Annotated in this window: 16 protein-coding genes; 15 read left to right on the top strand and 1 reads right to left on the bottom strand. The window is 36.7% G+C overall.

From position 1 onward, the window contains the following. The first annotated feature begins 112 nt into the window (after positions 1–112). The 15 genes from PLX19_RS01760 to PLX19_RS01830 all read left to right on the top strand — a co-directional run bounded on the left by PLX19_RS01760 (position 113) and on the right by PLX19_RS01830 (position 13,837). Entirely contained in the window at positions 113–2,260 is a 2,148-nt protein-coding gene (locus tag PLX19_RS01760) for an HD family phosphohydrolase (RefSeq protein ID WP_272186794.1), read from the top strand. Next, positions 2,261–2,731, top strand: coding sequence for an rRNA maturation RNase YbeY (ybeY, locus tag PLX19_RS01765; protein ID WP_272186795.1), 471 nt, complete (start codon positions 2,261–2,263; stop codon positions 2,729–2,731). It begins immediately after the preceding gene. Further along, a complete protein-coding gene (locus PLX19_RS01770) occupies positions 2,728–3,081 on the top strand; it encodes a diacylglycerol kinase family protein (RefSeq protein WP_272186796.1) in 354 nt (117 codons plus the stop codon). Before ybeY ends, PLX19_RS01770 begins: the two co-directional genes overlap by 4 nt. A 55-nt stretch (positions 3,082–3,136) precedes the next feature. Then, complete coding sequence (locus PLX19_RS01775; RefSeq protein WP_272186797.1) at positions 3,137–3,535, top strand: cytidine deaminase; 399 nt, start codon at positions 3,137–3,139, stop codon at positions 3,533–3,535. Beyond that, positions 3,528–4,436 (top strand): GTPase Era, encoded by a 909-nt coding sequence (era, locus tag PLX19_RS01780; RefSeq protein WP_272186798.1) that lies wholly within the window; start codon positions 3,528–3,530, stop codon positions 4,434–4,436. Before PLX19_RS01775 ends, era begins: the two co-directional genes overlap by 8 nt. Before the next feature lie 151 nt (positions 4,437–4,587). Beyond that, positions 4,588–4,731, top strand: a complete 144-nt coding sequence (locus tag PLX19_RS01785; RefSeq protein ID WP_020062253.1) for a YqzL family protein — start codon at positions 4,588–4,590, stop codon at positions 4,729–4,731. Between the two features lie 33 nt (positions 4,732–4,764). Then, positions 4,765–5,511, top strand: a complete 747-nt coding sequence (gene recO / locus PLX19_RS01790; RefSeq protein ID WP_272186799.1) for a DNA repair protein RecO — start codon at positions 4,765–4,767, stop codon at positions 5,509–5,511. Positions 5,512–5,616: 105 nt separating this feature from the next. After that, positions 5,617–6,249 (top strand): helix-turn-helix transcriptional regulator, encoded by a 633-nt coding sequence (locus PLX19_RS01795; protein ID WP_272186997.1) that lies wholly within the window; start codon positions 5,617–5,619, stop codon positions 6,247–6,249. 29 nt (positions 6,250–6,278) lie between these two features. Next, positions 6,279–7,091, top strand: a complete 813-nt coding sequence (locus PLX19_RS01800) for a pyruvate, water dikinase regulatory protein (protein WP_242222918.1) — start codon at positions 6,279–6,281, stop codon at positions 7,089–7,091. Between the two features lie 524 nt (positions 7,092–7,615). Continuing rightward, positions 7,616–8,074, top strand: a complete 459-nt coding sequence (locus tag PLX19_RS01805; RefSeq protein ID WP_272186800.1) for a YaiI/YqxD family protein — start codon at positions 7,616–7,618, stop codon at positions 8,072–8,074. A 38-nt stretch (positions 8,075–8,112) separates the two neighbouring features. Then, positions 8,113–9,909, top strand: a complete 1,797-nt coding sequence (gene dnaG, locus PLX19_RS01810) for a DNA primase (protein WP_272186801.1) — start codon at positions 8,113–8,115, stop codon at positions 9,907–9,909. Positions 9,910–9,968: 59 nt separating this feature from the next. Beyond that, on the top strand, positions 9,969–11,090 hold the full coding sequence (rpoD, locus tag PLX19_RS01815; RefSeq protein WP_272186802.1) for an RNA polymerase sigma factor RpoD: 1,122 nt from the start codon (positions 9,969–9,971) through the stop codon (positions 11,088–11,090). A gap of 385 nt (positions 11,091–11,475) precedes the next feature. Continuing rightward, the gene (cccA, locus tag PLX19_RS01820; RefSeq protein ID WP_272186803.1) at positions 11,476–11,835 is read left to right on the top strand and encodes a cytochrome c550; all 360 of its coding nucleotides are present in this window, start codon (positions 11,476–11,478) and stop codon (positions 11,833–11,835) included. A 176-nt stretch (positions 11,836–12,011) separates the two neighbouring features. Beyond that, on the top strand, positions 12,012–12,719 hold the full coding sequence (locus PLX19_RS01825) for a tRNA (adenine(22)-N(1))-methyltransferase (RefSeq protein ID WP_272186804.1): 708 nt from the start codon (positions 12,012–12,014) through the stop codon (positions 12,717–12,719). Further along, complete coding sequence (locus PLX19_RS01830; RefSeq protein ID WP_272186805.1) at positions 12,716–13,837, top strand: Nif3-like dinuclear metal center hexameric protein; 1,122 nt, start codon at positions 12,716–12,718, stop codon at positions 13,835–13,837. The genes PLX19_RS01825 and PLX19_RS01830 overlap by 4 nt, the downstream gene beginning before the upstream one ends. 100 nt (positions 13,838–13,937) lie before the next feature. Here the strand turns inward: PLX19_RS01830 and PLX19_RS01835 are convergent, their stop codons facing one another. Further along, on the bottom strand, positions 13,938–14,879 hold the full coding sequence (locus PLX19_RS01835) for a 4-hydroxy-3-methylbut-2-enyl diphosphate reductase (RefSeq protein WP_272186806.1): 942 nt from the start codon (positions 14,877–14,879) through the stop codon (positions 13,938–13,940). Between the last annotated feature and the right edge of the window lie 4 nt (positions 14,880–14,883).

Below are 14,883 nucleotides of genomic sequence, written 5' to 3' on the forward strand. Positions count from 1 at the left end.
TAATGCTTTGTTTTTTATTATCATAAATAAAGGGAAGGGCATTTGTCCTTGTGTTTAAATATGTGAAAAGAGAGTTTCACTTAATATTCGGAGAGGAGAAGGTATTGTAATTATGTCAAGGTTTCAAGAAGTTGCTAAGTGGTTTCGTAATTTACAGCATTCGAAAAAACTGAGCTGGATTTCTTATATTTTAATAGGGGCAGTGTTGTTTTTTGCACTGATGAATAATGTAAAACCGGAACAACTCGATATCAAAATGTTATCTATTTCCAAAAAAACAATTCATTCTCCTATAAAAATTGAAGATAAAGTAACGACAGAAAAGAAAAAGAGAGAAGCGGCTCAAAAGGTTGAAGATCAGTATACATATCGAAGCGGATATAAGCAAAACCGGATTGAGGTTGTGAACTCAGTATTTGATGCAATTAAAGAGGTGGATGCAGAGTCAAATGCAACCGCTTCGGCGCCAGAAGGACAACATAAATTATCGGCGGCAGAAAGATTGGACAAGTTAAAAAAGAAACTTCCAACAGAGTTAACGAAAAGCTTGTCTGATCAAGTGTTATTACAATTTTTAGGTGCGACAGAAGATCAGCTTCTTATAGCGAGGGAATCAACTGTTACAGCTGTTAATAGTCTAATGAGCTCTCACATTAAAATGAATGAAGTAGATCAGTTTAAAGACCGCATTACTAACGATTTAAAAAATGTATCTGTCAGCAATGAATTGAAACAAGCAATTACTGCGCTTGGGCAGTATGCGATTATACCGAACTATTTTTATGATTCGAATGCAACGAAAGAAAGAAAGCAAATGGCAATCGATCAAGTAGCTCCTGTTTACATTTTGCAAGGTCAAATTCTTGTAAAAGAAGGAGAGACAATTACAAGAGAAGCATATGAACAATTAAAGTTAGTAGGGTTATTGGATCAAAGTAATTCGTTTCAACCGTATTTGGGACTAGCAATCTTTATTGGGGTTCTTTTATTTTTTATGCATAAGCAATTTGGTGCATTTTTAAAGCAGAGAAGAGAGGACAAGCCATATATTTTAGCTTATACAACAATTGTCGCTATTACAGTTGTTTTAATGAAAATTATTAGTTTGTTTCAAAAGTTAGAATATGTCGGTATTGCTTATATTGCTCCAGTTGCAATGGGAACTATATTAGTCAAACTGATGATTGGTGATCGATTTGTTTTTATCACAAGTGTGATTTTTTCGGTGTGTGGCAGCATTTTATTTAATGAAGGTGTAACGAGTACACTAAATTATGCAGTCGGAATTTATGTGTTGCTTAGCTCGCTTTCGGTTAGTATTTTCTTACGAGAAAAACATCGTCGCACAATGCTGCTGCAAGTTGGGATACTTGTATCGATTTTAAATGTTGTTGTATTAGCAGCTTTATTGCTACTGCGTAACGGAAACTTTTCGGCAATTGAGATTGGAACACATTTATTAATGGCAGCAGCGTCTGGGATTATTTCATCTATTTTAGCGATGGGGATATTGCCGTATTTAGAAAGTGGCCTTGGTCTTGTCTCTAGCATGAAATTAATAGAGTTGGCAAGTCCGAACCATCCGTTGCTTCGTAAAATTCTGTTAGAAGCACCAGGAACGTATCATCATAGTGTTATGGTTGCTAATTTATCGGAAGCAGCATGTGAAGCTGTGGGAGCGAATGGTGTGCTAGCGCGCGTGGGAGCATATTATCACGATATTGGAAAAACGGTGCAGCCGCATTTCTTTATTGAAAATCAAATGGGCATAGCAAATCCTCATGATCGGTTAGATCCTGAAACAAGTAGAGATATTATTATCGCTCATGTTACAAATGGAGTGAAAATGTTAGAAGAACATTATATTCCGCAAGAGATTATTGATATTGCGGCCCAGCATCATGGAACGACTTTGTTAAAATATTTCTATTACAAAGCAATGCAAGAAGATAAAGAGAAATATACAGAAGAAATGTTTCGTTATCCAGGGCCAAAAGCAACATCTAAAGAATCGGCAATTGTTGGAATTGCTGATAGTGTAGAAGCGGCAGTTCGTTCGATGAATGCACCAACACCTGAACAAATTGATCATCTTGTTCGCAGCATTATTAAAGATCGTTTACAAGATGGCCAATTCAGTGAATGTAATTTAACATTTAAAGAACTGCAAATTGTCGAGAAAACATTATGTGAAACATTAAATGGGATCTTCCACTCTCGGATTAAGTATCCAAAATTAACAGAAGAAAAGGTGAAATAAATGGGATTAATAATTGACTTTTTTGATGAAACAGAAGAAGTGAAAGAAGAGTATGTCGAGCTGATTCAACAATTAGTTGAAAAAGCTGCAGAGATAGAATCTGTAGAGGATGGAGCTGAGCTTTCGGTTACATTTGTTAATAATGAACGTATTCAAGAAATTAACCGTGAATATCGTGATAAAGATCAGCCAACAGACGTAATTTCTTTTGCGATGGAAGATATGGGAGAAGGAGAAATGGAAATTGTCGGTGTAGAAATGCCACGCATGTTAGGGGATATTATTATTTCTATTCCGAGAGCGAAAGAGCAGGCTGAAGAATATGGCCATTCTTTTGATCGTGAACTTGGTTTTTTAGCGGTGCACGGCTTTTTACATTTGCTTGGCTACGATCATATGACGGAAGAAGAAGAGAAGGTTATGTTTGGAAAGCAAAAAGAAGTTCTTGCTGCATTTGGATTAACTAGATGAAAAAAGGAAAACTTATAAACAGTTTTCGCTATGCGTTTGCTGGTATTTTCTTTTGTCTTCGCTATGAACGAAATGTACAAATTCATTGTTTAGCAGCGTGTGTTGTTAGTTTTTTCGGTTTTTATTTTCATGTTACAAAAACAGAATGGCTCATTTTGATTTTGACTATTGGTATTGTATTTGCACTAGAAATTGTGAATACAGCAGTGGAAAAAGCCGTTGATTTAGTAACAATGGATGTGAAGCCACTTGCTAAAATAGCAAAAGATGCAGCGGCAGGTGCAGTATTAGTTTTCTCGATTATCGCTGTTGTAATTGGCGCTATTATCTTTGGACCGTATATGATATAGTTGCATTCCAAAGATTTTTATCTTTTCATATTGTGAATGGAAAGGAAGAGAAACAATGAACAACAATGAATTAATTCAAGAAGCGATTGAAGCGCGTAAACAAGCATATGTACCATATTCTAAATTTCAAGTAGGTGCTGCTCTGTTAACGACAGACGGGAAAGTATACCGTGGTTGTAATGTTGAGAATGCATCATATGGTTTATGTAATTGTGCGGAAAGAACAGCGCTATTTAAAGCGATTTCTGAAGGAAGTACAGAATTTACTGCAATTGCAGTTGTGGCAGATACAAAGCGTCCGGTACCTCCATGTGGAGCGTGTCGTCAAGTTATGGTAGAATTGTGTAAGTCAAATACAAAAGTATACTTGACAAATTTACATGGTGACATACAAGAAACAACAGTAGGAGAATTGTTACCAGGAGCATTTTTAGCGGAGGATTTACATGAATAGAGAAGGTTTTAAATCAGGTTTTGTCTCTATTATTGGGAGACCAAACGTTGGGAAATCAACATTTTTAAATCGAATTATCGGTCAAAAGATTGCGATTATGAGTGATAAACCACAAACAACACGTAATAAAATTCAAGGTGTGTACACAGAAAATGATGCGCAAGTCGTATTTATTGATACACCAGGTATACATAAACCAAAGCATAAGCTTGGCGATTTTATGGTTAAAATGGCACAAACGACAATAAAAGAAGTAGATATTGTTCTATTTATGGTCAACGCAGAAGAAGGCTTTGGACGCGGTGAAGAGTTTATCATCGAAAAATTACAAGAAACGAAGCAACCGGTATTTTTAGTTATTAATAAAATCGATCAAGTCCATCCAGAAGAGCTTCTGGGACTGATTGATCGATATCGTACGTTATATAATTTTGCTGAAATTGTGCCGATTTCAGCATTACAAGGAAATAATATTGATGCGTTAATCGGAGCAATTAAAAAGTATTTACCAGAAGGTCCTCAGTATTATCCAGAAAATCAAGTAACGGATCATCCAGAACGCTTTATCATTGCGGAACTAATTCGTGAAAAAGTATTGCATTTAACACGTGAGGAAGTGCCACATTCTGTTGCCGTAGTTATTGATGCAATTCAAAAGCGTGAAGGCGGAGCGATTTACGTTAATGCCACAATTATTGTAGAACGTCCATCACAAAAAGGAATTGTAATTGGAAAACAAGGTAAGATGTTAAAAGAAGTTGGAAAAAGAGCGCGTCTTGATGTGGAGTCGCTTCTTGGTTCAAGAGTATTTTTAGAACTGTGGGTAAAAGTGCAGAAAGATTGGCGCAACAAAATGTCCCAGTTACGTGATCTTGGCTTCCGTGAAGATGAATATCTATAAAGTGAAATGTTTTTACTGCTCGCAAATTGCGGGATAAAAGCTGTATAATTTAGAAAAATTTTTCTCACATGAAAATGAACAAAATGGGTCATTTTAATAGCAAAGAAAGAAATTGGATTACATGAACGCTCACTGAGAAAGGTGGATTCTTATGTTAGATTTTACCTGGAAATTTTTCTCGAAAACAGGAAGCATTGAAACATATCTTCTTTTGAAGGAAATGGAAAAAAATGTAGAAGATGAAATGCAACAGCATGAAGAAATACAAGTAGAGCTAGATTCTCCAATTTCCTAACCCATTTTGTTCGAACCTTGGATGGTGACGAACATGTTTCAAAAAATTGAGGGAATAGTCATTCGAACGATTGATTATGGAGAAACAAACAAAATTGTAACTATATTTTCTCGTGAATTAGGGAAAGTTAGTGCGATGGCAAGAGGTGCTAAAAAGCCTAAAAGTAGATTGTCATCCGTTTCTCAATTATTAACTCATGGCCATTTTCTTATTCAAATGGGTTCTGGTTTAGGAACATTGCAGCAAGGTGAGATTATTTCTTCTATGAGAGAAATTCGTGAAGATTTATTTTTAACTGCTTATGCGTCATTTATTGTTGAGTTGACTGATAAAGCGACAGAAGAGAAAAAACATAATCCGTATTTATTCGAAATGTTATATCAAACGTTGCATTATATGGGCGAAGGGGTTGACCCGGAAATTTTAGCATTAATCTATCAAACGAAGATGCTGCCAGTTCTAGGGCTTAACCCATACTTTGATACATGCGCAATTTGTCACCAGTCAACAGACTTTGTCGCCTTCTCTGTTAGGGAAGGCGGCTTTCTGTGTAAACATCACGCTGAGCAAGATCCGTACCGTATTTCAATTAGCGAAGCTATTCACAAGCTGCTTAGATTATTTTATCATTTCGATTTAGCCCGTCTGGGAAATGTCTCTGTGAAAGCAGAAACAAAAAAACAAATGCGCACAGTATTGAATATGTATTATGATGAATACTGTGGGATATATTTGAAATCAAGACGTTTTTTAGATCAACTTGATAAATTTCAAATATAAAGGACCATATTCGGGTCCTTTTTACATACTTTCTTTTTCGAATGATATATTTAGTATATAATATTTAAGAGATAGTATAACTTTTTTCGTTTTGTAATGAAGGTGGTGATTATCATAGAACTGAATAAGCGCCAAGAACATATCATTCAGATTGTAAAAGACAACGGTCCAATTACAGGAGAAGCGATTGCTGAGCAATTAAATTTAACGAGAGCAACGCTTAGACCAGACTTGGCTATTTTAACGATGGCTGGCTATTTAGAAGCGCGTCCTCGTGTTGGGTATTTTTACACTGGAAAAACAGGTGGACAACTGCTTTCAGAAGCAGTTAAAAAGATTGTCGTACAAGATTATCAATCTAGGCCAGTTGTGGTTGATAAAAATGTTTCGGTATATGATGCGATTTGTACAATGTTTTTAGAAGATGTCGGTACTTTATTTATCGTTGATCAAAATACATTGTTAGTCGGTGTTGTTTCTCGAAAAGATTTGTTAAGAGCAAGCTTAGGAAAGCAGGATTTAGCGTCATTACCGGTAAATATTATTATGACAAGAATGCCGAATGTTACGATGTGTCGTAAGGAAGATAGCTTGTATGATGTTGCAATGGATTTAATAGAAAAGCAAATTGATTCTGTTCCGGTTGTAAAAGATACGAAACAGGGATTAGAAGTTGTTGGTCGAATTACAAAAACCAATATTACGCGTGCATTCGTTGATTTTGTGAATCATGAGTAAAGGCAATTCGTTTAAAGTGAGGTAATGCAATGAATAGTAAAATCGTATATGTCGTGTCTGATTCAGTTGGAGAAACAGCCGATTTAGTTGTTCGGGCGGCTATGGGACAATTTCCATTTGCGCCGGATATTAGACGTGTGCCGTATGTAGAAGATACAGGGACGTTAAAAGAAGTTATTTCTATTGCCAAAAGTAATAATGCTCTTATTTGTTTTACATTAGTAAAGCCTGATATGAGAAAATATTTACGAGAAGAAGCGGCAAAAGAAGGCGTAGAAGTTTACGATATTATCGGTCCTCTTATCGATCAAATTGAAGGTATAACAAAACAAACTCCAAGATATGAGCCAGGGGTTGTACGAAAGCTGGATGAAGAGTATTTCAAAAAAATTGAGGCAATTGAATTTGCTGTAAAGTACGACGATGGTAGAGATTCACGAGGTCTTTTAAAAGCAGATATTGTATTAATTGGAATTTCTCGTACATCGAAAACACCGCTTTCGCAATATTTAGCACATAATAAGCGATTAAAGGTTGCTAACGTTCCGCTCGTACCGGAAGTGGATCCGCCAGAAGAATTATATCATGTACCGAAAGAAAAATGTTTTGGGTTAAAAATAACGCCTGATAAATTAAATCATATCCGCAAAGAACGTTTAAAATCTCTTGGATTAAGTGATGGAGCAAATTATGCAAACATTGAACGTATTAAAGAAGAGATTAAACACTTTGAACGGGTTGTAAGTAAAATAGGTTGCCCGGTTATTGATGTATCGAATAAGGCAATTGAAGAAACGGCAAATATTATTGTGAATGCAGTGCAAAACCAAAAAATGTTTTAGCACATTTACCAAAGGTGAATGTGCTTTTTTCACTCCACTATAAAGTGAAACTTTAATCAGTGGGGGGCCATTCCCCACTGATTATTAGCCCTCACCAATCGGACCTTTACGGGCAGTTTATCTACCACCTAACTTCTTAAGAAAAGCGGAAGCGGCTCGCTCAGAATTGTAGGGCGCCCACGCACCCGACAGAGAGGCACTTTTTGCCTCGCCCGAGGGGGCGAAACGACCGGAGATTCTAGCCGCTAGAGCTGGGCAGTGTTTTCGCTGAATTTTGAGGTGGATTATTACTGCCCACGAATAGCGGGATAAAAATTAAAAGGACATGTAGCTAAGTTTAGGAAAATGTATTATAATAAAAAATTGTGATAAAAACATTCATTTTACGTTTAGACTTCAATTTTTCAGAATAAACTAGTGATAGGTTTTGTAAAGGACATGCTTTTACGTAAAATCGACAAAAATCTGAACAAGAAAACGCACAATGTGGAAGGATTCACAGAAGGGATGTAGAATAGAGAAATATGCAAAACATCACTCGAATTTATGTTGATGCAGATGCATGTCCAGTGAAGGAAGAAATTATGCACGTCGGTGCAAAATTTCATGTCGATATTTGGTTTATCGCATCCTACGCCCATCAGTCAAGAAGTCAGAAGGGAAATTGGGTATATGTAGATTCTGCGCAAGACGAGGTAGACTTTTATATCTATCAGCGTGCAAAAGCAGGAAATCTCGTTATCACACAGGATATGGGACTTGCTGGTCTTCTTGTCAAAAAAGGAGTATATGTATTATCTCCGCGTGGCACAATTGTGACCGATGAGCATATGGATACAATTTTATATAGTCGATACGTATCTGCGAAGTTACGCAGACAAGGAACCTTTACGAAAGGGCCAAAAGCGTTTTCTAAACATGATCGACAATATTTTTTGGCAAATTTAGAAAAAATATTGTCGAATTATAAAGGAATCCTTTAATTTGTATCGAATACAAAATACGACACGGAGATGGAGTTATGGGGAACAGAATTCCCGAAGAAGTTGTAGAACAAATTCGAACATCATCTGATATTGTTGAAGTGATTGGTGAATATGTACAGCTTAAAAAACAAGGTCGAAATTATTTTGGACTTTGTCCTTTCCATGGCGAAAACTCACCATCGTTTTCTGTTTCCGCTGATAAGCAAATTTTTCATTGCTTCGGATGTGGAGAAGGGGGAAATGTTTTTTCCTTCTTAATGAAAATAGATGGACTGGCTTTTGTGGAAGCTGTGCAAAAATTAGGTGAGCGAAATGGTATTCCTGTTGCTAACTTTACATCAGAACTAGAGCAAACACAAAATATATCTGATGATAGCACGATTATGTTGCAAGCTCATGAGCTTTTGAAAAAGTATTATCATCATCTCTTAGTAAATACAGAAGAAGGAAAACAGCCGCTTGCGTATTTATTAGAGCGAGGTATTACAAAAGAAATGATTGCAAAGTTTGAAATTGGATATGCCACTCCTGCTTGGGATGCAGCGGCAAAAATCTTACAAAAACGAGGTTTTTCACTTGCTGTTATGGAACGAGCCGGATTACTTGTTCGCAGTGAGAAAGATGGTAGTTATCATGATCGTTTTCGCGGACGAGTTATGTTTCCAATTCATACACTGCAAGGAAAAGTAGCAGCTTTTAGTGGACGGGCATTAGGTGATGATACTCCTAAGTATTTAAATAGTCCAGAGACACCTATTTTTCATAAAAGCAAGTTGCTATATAACTTTCATCAAGCAAGGTCATTTATTAGAAAACGAGGACAAGTTCTTCTCTTTGAAGGATATGCGGATGTTTTAGCTGCTGTGAAAAGTGGGATTGAAGAATCTGTTGCTACGATGGGAACGGCTTTAACTGAGGAACAGGCAAAGCTTTTGCGGCGCAATGTTGAAACTGTTGTTCTTTGCTATGATGGTGATAAAGCAGGACAAGAAGCAACAATGAAAGCAGGACAATTGTTATTGCAAACCGGTTGCGAAGTGAAAGTTGTCTCTATGCCAGATAAATTAGACCCTGACGAGTATGTACAGCGTTATGGTACAACAGCGTTTCAAAAACTTGTACAAGCGAGTATAAGTTTTGTTGGATTTAAAATAAATTATCTTCGTTTAGGGAAAAATTTGCAAGATGAGTCTGGAAAAGAAGCTTATGTGAAAAGTGTTTTAAAAGAGTTAGCGTCATTGCAAGATGCAATGCAAGCGGAATCGTATTTGAAGGCATTGTCACAGGAATTTGCTTACTCAATGGAAACACTGCTGGGGCAATTGCACCAATATCGCAAAGAACAAAAGGTACAGCAAAAACAGACAAAGCCAATTGCACAGCCTTCTCAAATTGTTCATGTGAAACCGAAATTTTCTGGTTTTGAAAGAGCGGAAAGAGAGCTTATTTATCACATGTTGCAGAGTGAAGATATCGCTTTTCGTATCGAACCTCATATAGAAGATTTTCATACTGAAGAACATAAAGGGATTTTATATGAGCTATACGCATATTATGAAAAGGGAAATGAACCGTCAGTCGCAAACTTTCTAAGTTGGCTTTCTGATGAAAAGCTGAAAAATATTGTAACTAATATTTCAACAGATCAAATGATTAATCCTGAGTTCTCAGAAGAATTGCTTCATGGCAATGTAGACGCGCTGCGTCGGCAGAAGCAAAAGTTAAAGAAAATGGAAAATATCTTTATGCTGAAGCAAATGGAAAAAGAAGATCATTTAGCAGCAGCACGATTTTTCCAAGAATATTTGCAAAAACGAAAAGCAAGAAAATAGCTTTTTGTATAAAAACTTACTATAATCATTGTTTGTATCTCGCGTAAGGAGGGGAACAAATGGCTGATAAACCAGCTCGTTCTAAACAAATTGAAACTGATGTAACACTTGAGCAAGTGAAAGAGCAACTCACAGAGCTCGGAAAAAAACGTGGCGTTCTTACATATGAAGAGATTGCGGAACGCATGAGCGGATTTGATATTGAATCCGACCAAATGGATGAATATTATGAATATTTAGGTGAACAAGGAATCGATCTAGTTGGCGACAGCGATGAAGATCCAAACACTCGTCAATTAGCCAAAGCTGAAGAAGAGTTTGACTTAAATGATTTAAGTGTACCGCCAGGTGTAAAAATTAATGATCCTGTTCGTATGTACTTAAAAGAAATCGGTCGTGTTGACTTACTATCTGCTGAAGAAGAAATTGCTCTTGCAAAACGTATTGAAGAAGGCGATGAAGAAGCGAAACGCCGCCTTGCAGAAGCAAACTTACGTCTAGTTGTAAGTATTGCAAAACGTTATGTTGGCCGCGGTATGCTTTTCTTAGACTTAATTCAAGAAGGGAATATGGGTCTAATTAAAGCAGTTGAAAAGTTTGATTACCGCAAAGGGTATAAATTTAGTACGTATGCAACGTGGTGGATTCGTCAAGCCATTACACGTGCAATTGCGGACCAAGCAAGAACAATTCGTATACCAGTTCATATGGTTGAAACAATTAATAAATTAATTCGTGTTCAACGTCAATTATTACAAGATTTAGGTCGTGAGCCATCTCCAGAAGAAATTGGTGAAGAAATGGATCTTGCTCCTGAAAAAGTACGCGAAATCTTAAAGATTGCACAAGAGCCTGTATCTCTTGAAACGCCAATTGGTGAAGAGGATGACTCTCATTTAGGCGATTTTATTGAAGACCAAGAAGCAACATCTCCTGCAGATCATGCAGCATATGAATTATTAAAAGAACAATTAGAAGATGTACTAGATACATTAACAGATCGTGAAGAAAATGTTCTTCGTCTTCGTTTTGGTTTAGACGATGGACGAACTCGTACGCTTGAAGAAGTTGGGAAAGTATTCGGCGTTACGAGAGAGCGTATTCGTCAAATTGAAGCAAAAGCGCTTCGTAAATTAAGACACCCAAGCCGTAGCAAACGTTTGAAAGATTTCTTAGAATAGAGCTTTGTGTAAAGTTTACTTCATTAATGTGAAGTAAACTTTTTTCTTTTGTTAATTTTTGTTAAGATTTATTTATCAGTAGCAATTACAATTCTTGTAATTTATTTTACAGAATTGTCTTTTGATTTGCAAATAGTCATTTTTCGATTTTTCGATTAATTTCGTGTATTCTTAACAAAAAAATATGGAGAATGTAACTGTTTATGATGAGAAAAGTGGATATTTAGCAAAAAATTACGTGAATTTGTAGCGGAGTAATTAATTGAATATACAGAATCTTTTTGATTTATTGTAGTTTGGTCTTTTCTGGTAGAGTGTTTTCAAGTACAATAGAAATGACTGAATCATCAAACTATTAGGGGATGTAGAGGGGGAGAAGGGAAAAATGAAGCGTAATCCGTTAATTCCATTTGCTCTTATTGCTGTATTGGGAATAATTATTATGTTTGTATTTTCATTTCAAGGCATGCATAAATCAAAGGAACTAGCTGATGCGAAGAAAAACGGGGGAAAAACGACACAAACAGCAGCAAAGCCAGAAGAGATTGTAAAACAGAGTTGTACAAGTTGTCATGGCGATCAATTGCAGGGAGCAGTTGGTCCTAATTTACAAAAAGTTGGCGGTAAGCTATCGAAAGATCAAATTCAAGAAGTGATTGTAAAAGGAAAAGGAAATATGCCACCAGGTATTATTCCAGCGGATCAAGCATCTAAAGTAGCGGATTGGTTATCAAAGAAAAAATAATAGTGGATTACATAGTAGCTCTTTACGCCTAAGTAAAGAGCTTTTTTATTTGCTTAACCATTGAATTTAAAAATAAATGGTTTATAAGCGGAGTAAAATGATTTATCTACTTGCAATTACAACTATAAATTCTTTATCATGGAGACAGACTGAAAGAGAAGGAGTAATTGAAATAAATGAATGAAGTAAAGCTTTCAAAACGATTAGAAGAAGTGGCACTTGAAATTCCAGCAGGTTCCACTGTTGCAGATATTGGTTCGGATCATGCTTATTTACCTTGCTATACAATTTTACATCATATTGCCGTGCAGGCAGTAGCAGGAGAAGTTGTAGAAGGTCCATTTCGTTCTGCGCAAGCTACAGTAGCAGAATGTGGATTGCAAGATAAAGTGAGCGTACGTAAAGGAAATGGTTTAGAAGTCATTACGCCAGGCGAAGTAGATGTAATTACAATTGCAGGTATGGGTGGTGCGTTAATTCGTGATATTTTAGAAAATGGAAAAGAGAAGCTGAAGGGCGTAACTCGTTTGATTCTACAGCCAAACATTGCTGCACATCATATTCGTGAATGGTTTATTGAGAATGGTTGGGAATTAATAAAAGAAAAAATTGTAAAAGAAGACGGAAAGATATACGAAATTTTAGTAGGAGAACTGGGCGATGTTCTAGCACCCTACAAGGAGAAAAAAGAAGAAGCTTTATTCATGGGACCATTTTTAATGAAGGAGAAAAATGAAGTGTTTGTAGAAAAATGGGAAAGTGAACGAAAAAACTTTGAAAATATTTGTAAGCAATTAGAACGTGCAACAGAAACAGAAGAGGCAAAAGCGAAGCGTGCAGAAGTGTTAGAGAAAATCCGTATGATTGAGGAGATTTTATCGTGAGTAAAATACCTAATGGATACGAAATCATTTCTTTGTTTGAAAGTATGTACCCGAAACATTTAGCAGTCGAAGGTGATAAAGTTGGATTGCAGATTGGTGCATTAAATAAACCAGTAGAGAATGTGTTAATTGCGCTTGATGTAACAGAAGAAGTTGTACAAGAAGCAATTGAAAAAGGGGTAAATTTAATTATTGCTCATCATCCGCTTATTTTTAATCCGCTTAAAGCGATACATACAGAGCAAGCGTACGGGCGTATTATTGAAATGTGTATAAAAAACGATATTGCAGTTTATGCTGCTCATACAAATGTTGATATCGCAAAAGGTGGTGTGAACGATTTGTTAGCAGATGCATTAGGATTGCAGGAAACAGAGGTGCTTGTTTCTACTTATACGGAAGAAATGAAAAAGCTAGTTGTATTTGTTCCTTCTTCGCATGCAGAAACAGTACGTCAAGCAATCGGTGATGCAGGAGCAGGGTATATCGGGAATTATAGTCATTGTACGTTTAATAGTAAAGGCAAGGGTATATTTTTGCCACAAGAAGGCACAAATCCGTATATCGGAGAGGCTGGGCGTTTAGAACAGGTAGAAGAAGTTCGGATTGAAACGATTATTCCGGCGTCGTTGCAACGTAAAATCATGAAGGCAATGCTTGGCGCGCACCCATATGAAGAAGTAGCATACGATATTTATCCGTTAGAAAACAAAGGTGAAACGTTGGGGCTTGGGAAAATTGGATACTTGCCACAAGAAATGACATTACAACAATTTGCGGAACATGTGAAACAATCCCTTGAGGTAAAGGGAGCTCGTGTTGTTGGTAACTTACAGCAAACAGTGAAGAAAATAGCAGTACTTGGCGGAGACGGAAATAAGTATATAAAGCAAGCGAAGTTTAAAGGGGCAGACGTATATGTAACGGGAGATATGTATTATCACGTTGCGCATGATGCGATGATGCTCGGATTAAATATCGTAGACCCAGGGCATAACGTGGAAAAAGTAATGAAAAAAGGTGTGCAAAAACAATTACAAGAAAAAGTGGATGAGAAAAAATTTACTGCGCGTATTCATGCTTCCGAATTACATACAGATCCGTTTACATTTGTATAGAATGAAAAAAGTAAAATCCGTTATCTTATGAGATAACGGATTTGCTTATATCAGCTTGTTATTTGCAGGCAATAAAACCTTCAATGATGAAAGTTTTACTTTATTTTGCTTTAACTTTTGGTAAGATTTTTTGTAATGGTACGTTTCTTTTACGCTCCCACGTTGCAGGATTTGTTGGATCGTACTGTTCAAAGAATGCAATTACTTCTTTTGTAATAGGCGTTGGTGTAGAAGCACCCGCTGTAATAGCGACTGTTTCTACGCCTTGTAGCCATTCTAATTGAATCTCACTTACATCGGCAACGCGGTATGCCTTTGTACTAGCAATTTCTTCAGATACTTGTGCAAGGCGGTTAGAGTTATTACTTTTTGGGTCACCAACGACAATTGTTAAATCAGCAACATTTGCTTGTTTTGCAACGGCTTCTTGGCGCACTTGCGTAGCAAGACAAATTTCTTTATGGAACTCTGCTGTTGGAAATTTTTCTTGAATTTTCTCCATAATATGTTGAACATCCCATTGACTCATCGTTGTTTGGTTTGTAACTAAAATCTTATCTGTTGGAATGGTAAGTGCTTCAAGATCTGCATCTTTCTCGATAAGATGGACAATATCTGGAGCAATCCCGACTGCACCTTCAGGCTCAGGATGTCCTTTTTTACCGATATAAATAATATGGTAGCCTTCTTCTTTCTTTGCTTCAATTAAGTCGTGTGTTTTTGTAACGTCAGGGCATGTTGCGTCAATTGTAGTTAAGCCCTTTTCCTTAGCGCGTTGTTTTACTTCTGGAGATACACCGTGAGCTGTGAAAATAACAGTTCCAGACTCAATTTGTTCCAAAATATCTAAGCGGCTTGGGCCATCAAGCGTAATGATGCCATCTTCTTCAAATGCATCTGTTACGTGTTTGTTGTGGACAATCATGCCTAAAATATAAATTGGCCGTGGTAATGTTTTATCGAGCGCTGCATTGCGCGCAATAACCATCGCGTCTACAACGCCGTAGCAATAGCCGCGAGGAGAAATTTTAACGATTTTCATGTAA

Source organism: Bacillus sp. BP-3 (assembly GCF_028401955.1).
GTDB lineage: Bacteria > Bacillota > Bacilli > Bacillales > Bacillaceae_G > Bacillus_A.

Coding starts and splice junctions, on each gene's coding strand:
- PLX19_RS01785 (WP_020062253.1), top strand. CDS start 4,588: ATGTTAGATTTTACCTGGAAATTTTTCTCGAAAACAGGAAGCATTGAA.
- rpoD (WP_272186802.1), top strand. CDS start 9,969: ATGGCTGATAAACCAGCTCGTTCTAAACAAATTGAAACTGATGTAACA.
- PLX19_RS01835 (WP_272186806.1), bottom strand. CDS start 14,879: ATGAAAATCGTTAAAATTTCTCCTCGCGGCTATTGCTACGGCGTTGTA.
- cccA (WP_272186803.1), top strand. CDS start 11,476: ATGAAGCGTAATCCGTTAATTCCATTTGCTCTTATTGCTGTATTGGGA.
- PLX19_RS01825 (WP_272186804.1), top strand. CDS start 12,012: ATGAATGAAGTAAAGCTTTCAAAACGATTAGAAGAAGTGGCACTTGAA.
- PLX19_RS01775 (WP_272186797.1), top strand. CDS start 3,137: ATGAACAACAATGAATTAATTCAAGAAGCGATTGAAGCGCGTAAACAA.
- ybeY (WP_272186795.1), top strand. CDS start 2,261: ATGGGATTAATAATTGACTTTTTTGATGAAACAGAAGAAGTGAAAGAA.
- PLX19_RS01770 (WP_272186796.1), top strand. CDS start 2,728: ATGAAAAAAGGAAAACTTATAAACAGTTTTCGCTATGCGTTTGCTGGT.
- dnaG (WP_272186801.1), top strand. CDS start 8,113: ATGGGGAACAGAATTCCCGAAGAAGTTGTAGAACAAATTCGAACATCA.
- recO (WP_272186799.1), top strand. CDS start 4,765: ATGTTTCAAAAAATTGAGGGAATAGTCATTCGAACGATTGATTATGGA.
- PLX19_RS01800 (WP_242222918.1), top strand. CDS start 6,279: ATGAATAGTAAAATCGTATATGTCGTGTCTGATTCAGTTGGAGAAACA.
- PLX19_RS01805 (WP_272186800.1), top strand. CDS start 7,616: ATGCAAAACATCACTCGAATTTATGTTGATGCAGATGCATGTCCAGTG.
- PLX19_RS01760 (WP_272186794.1), top strand. CDS start 113: ATGTCAAGGTTTCAAGAAGTTGCTAAGTGGTTTCGTAATTTACAGCAT.
- era (WP_272186798.1), top strand. CDS start 3,528: ATGAATAGAGAAGGTTTTAAATCAGGTTTTGTCTCTATTATTGGGAGA.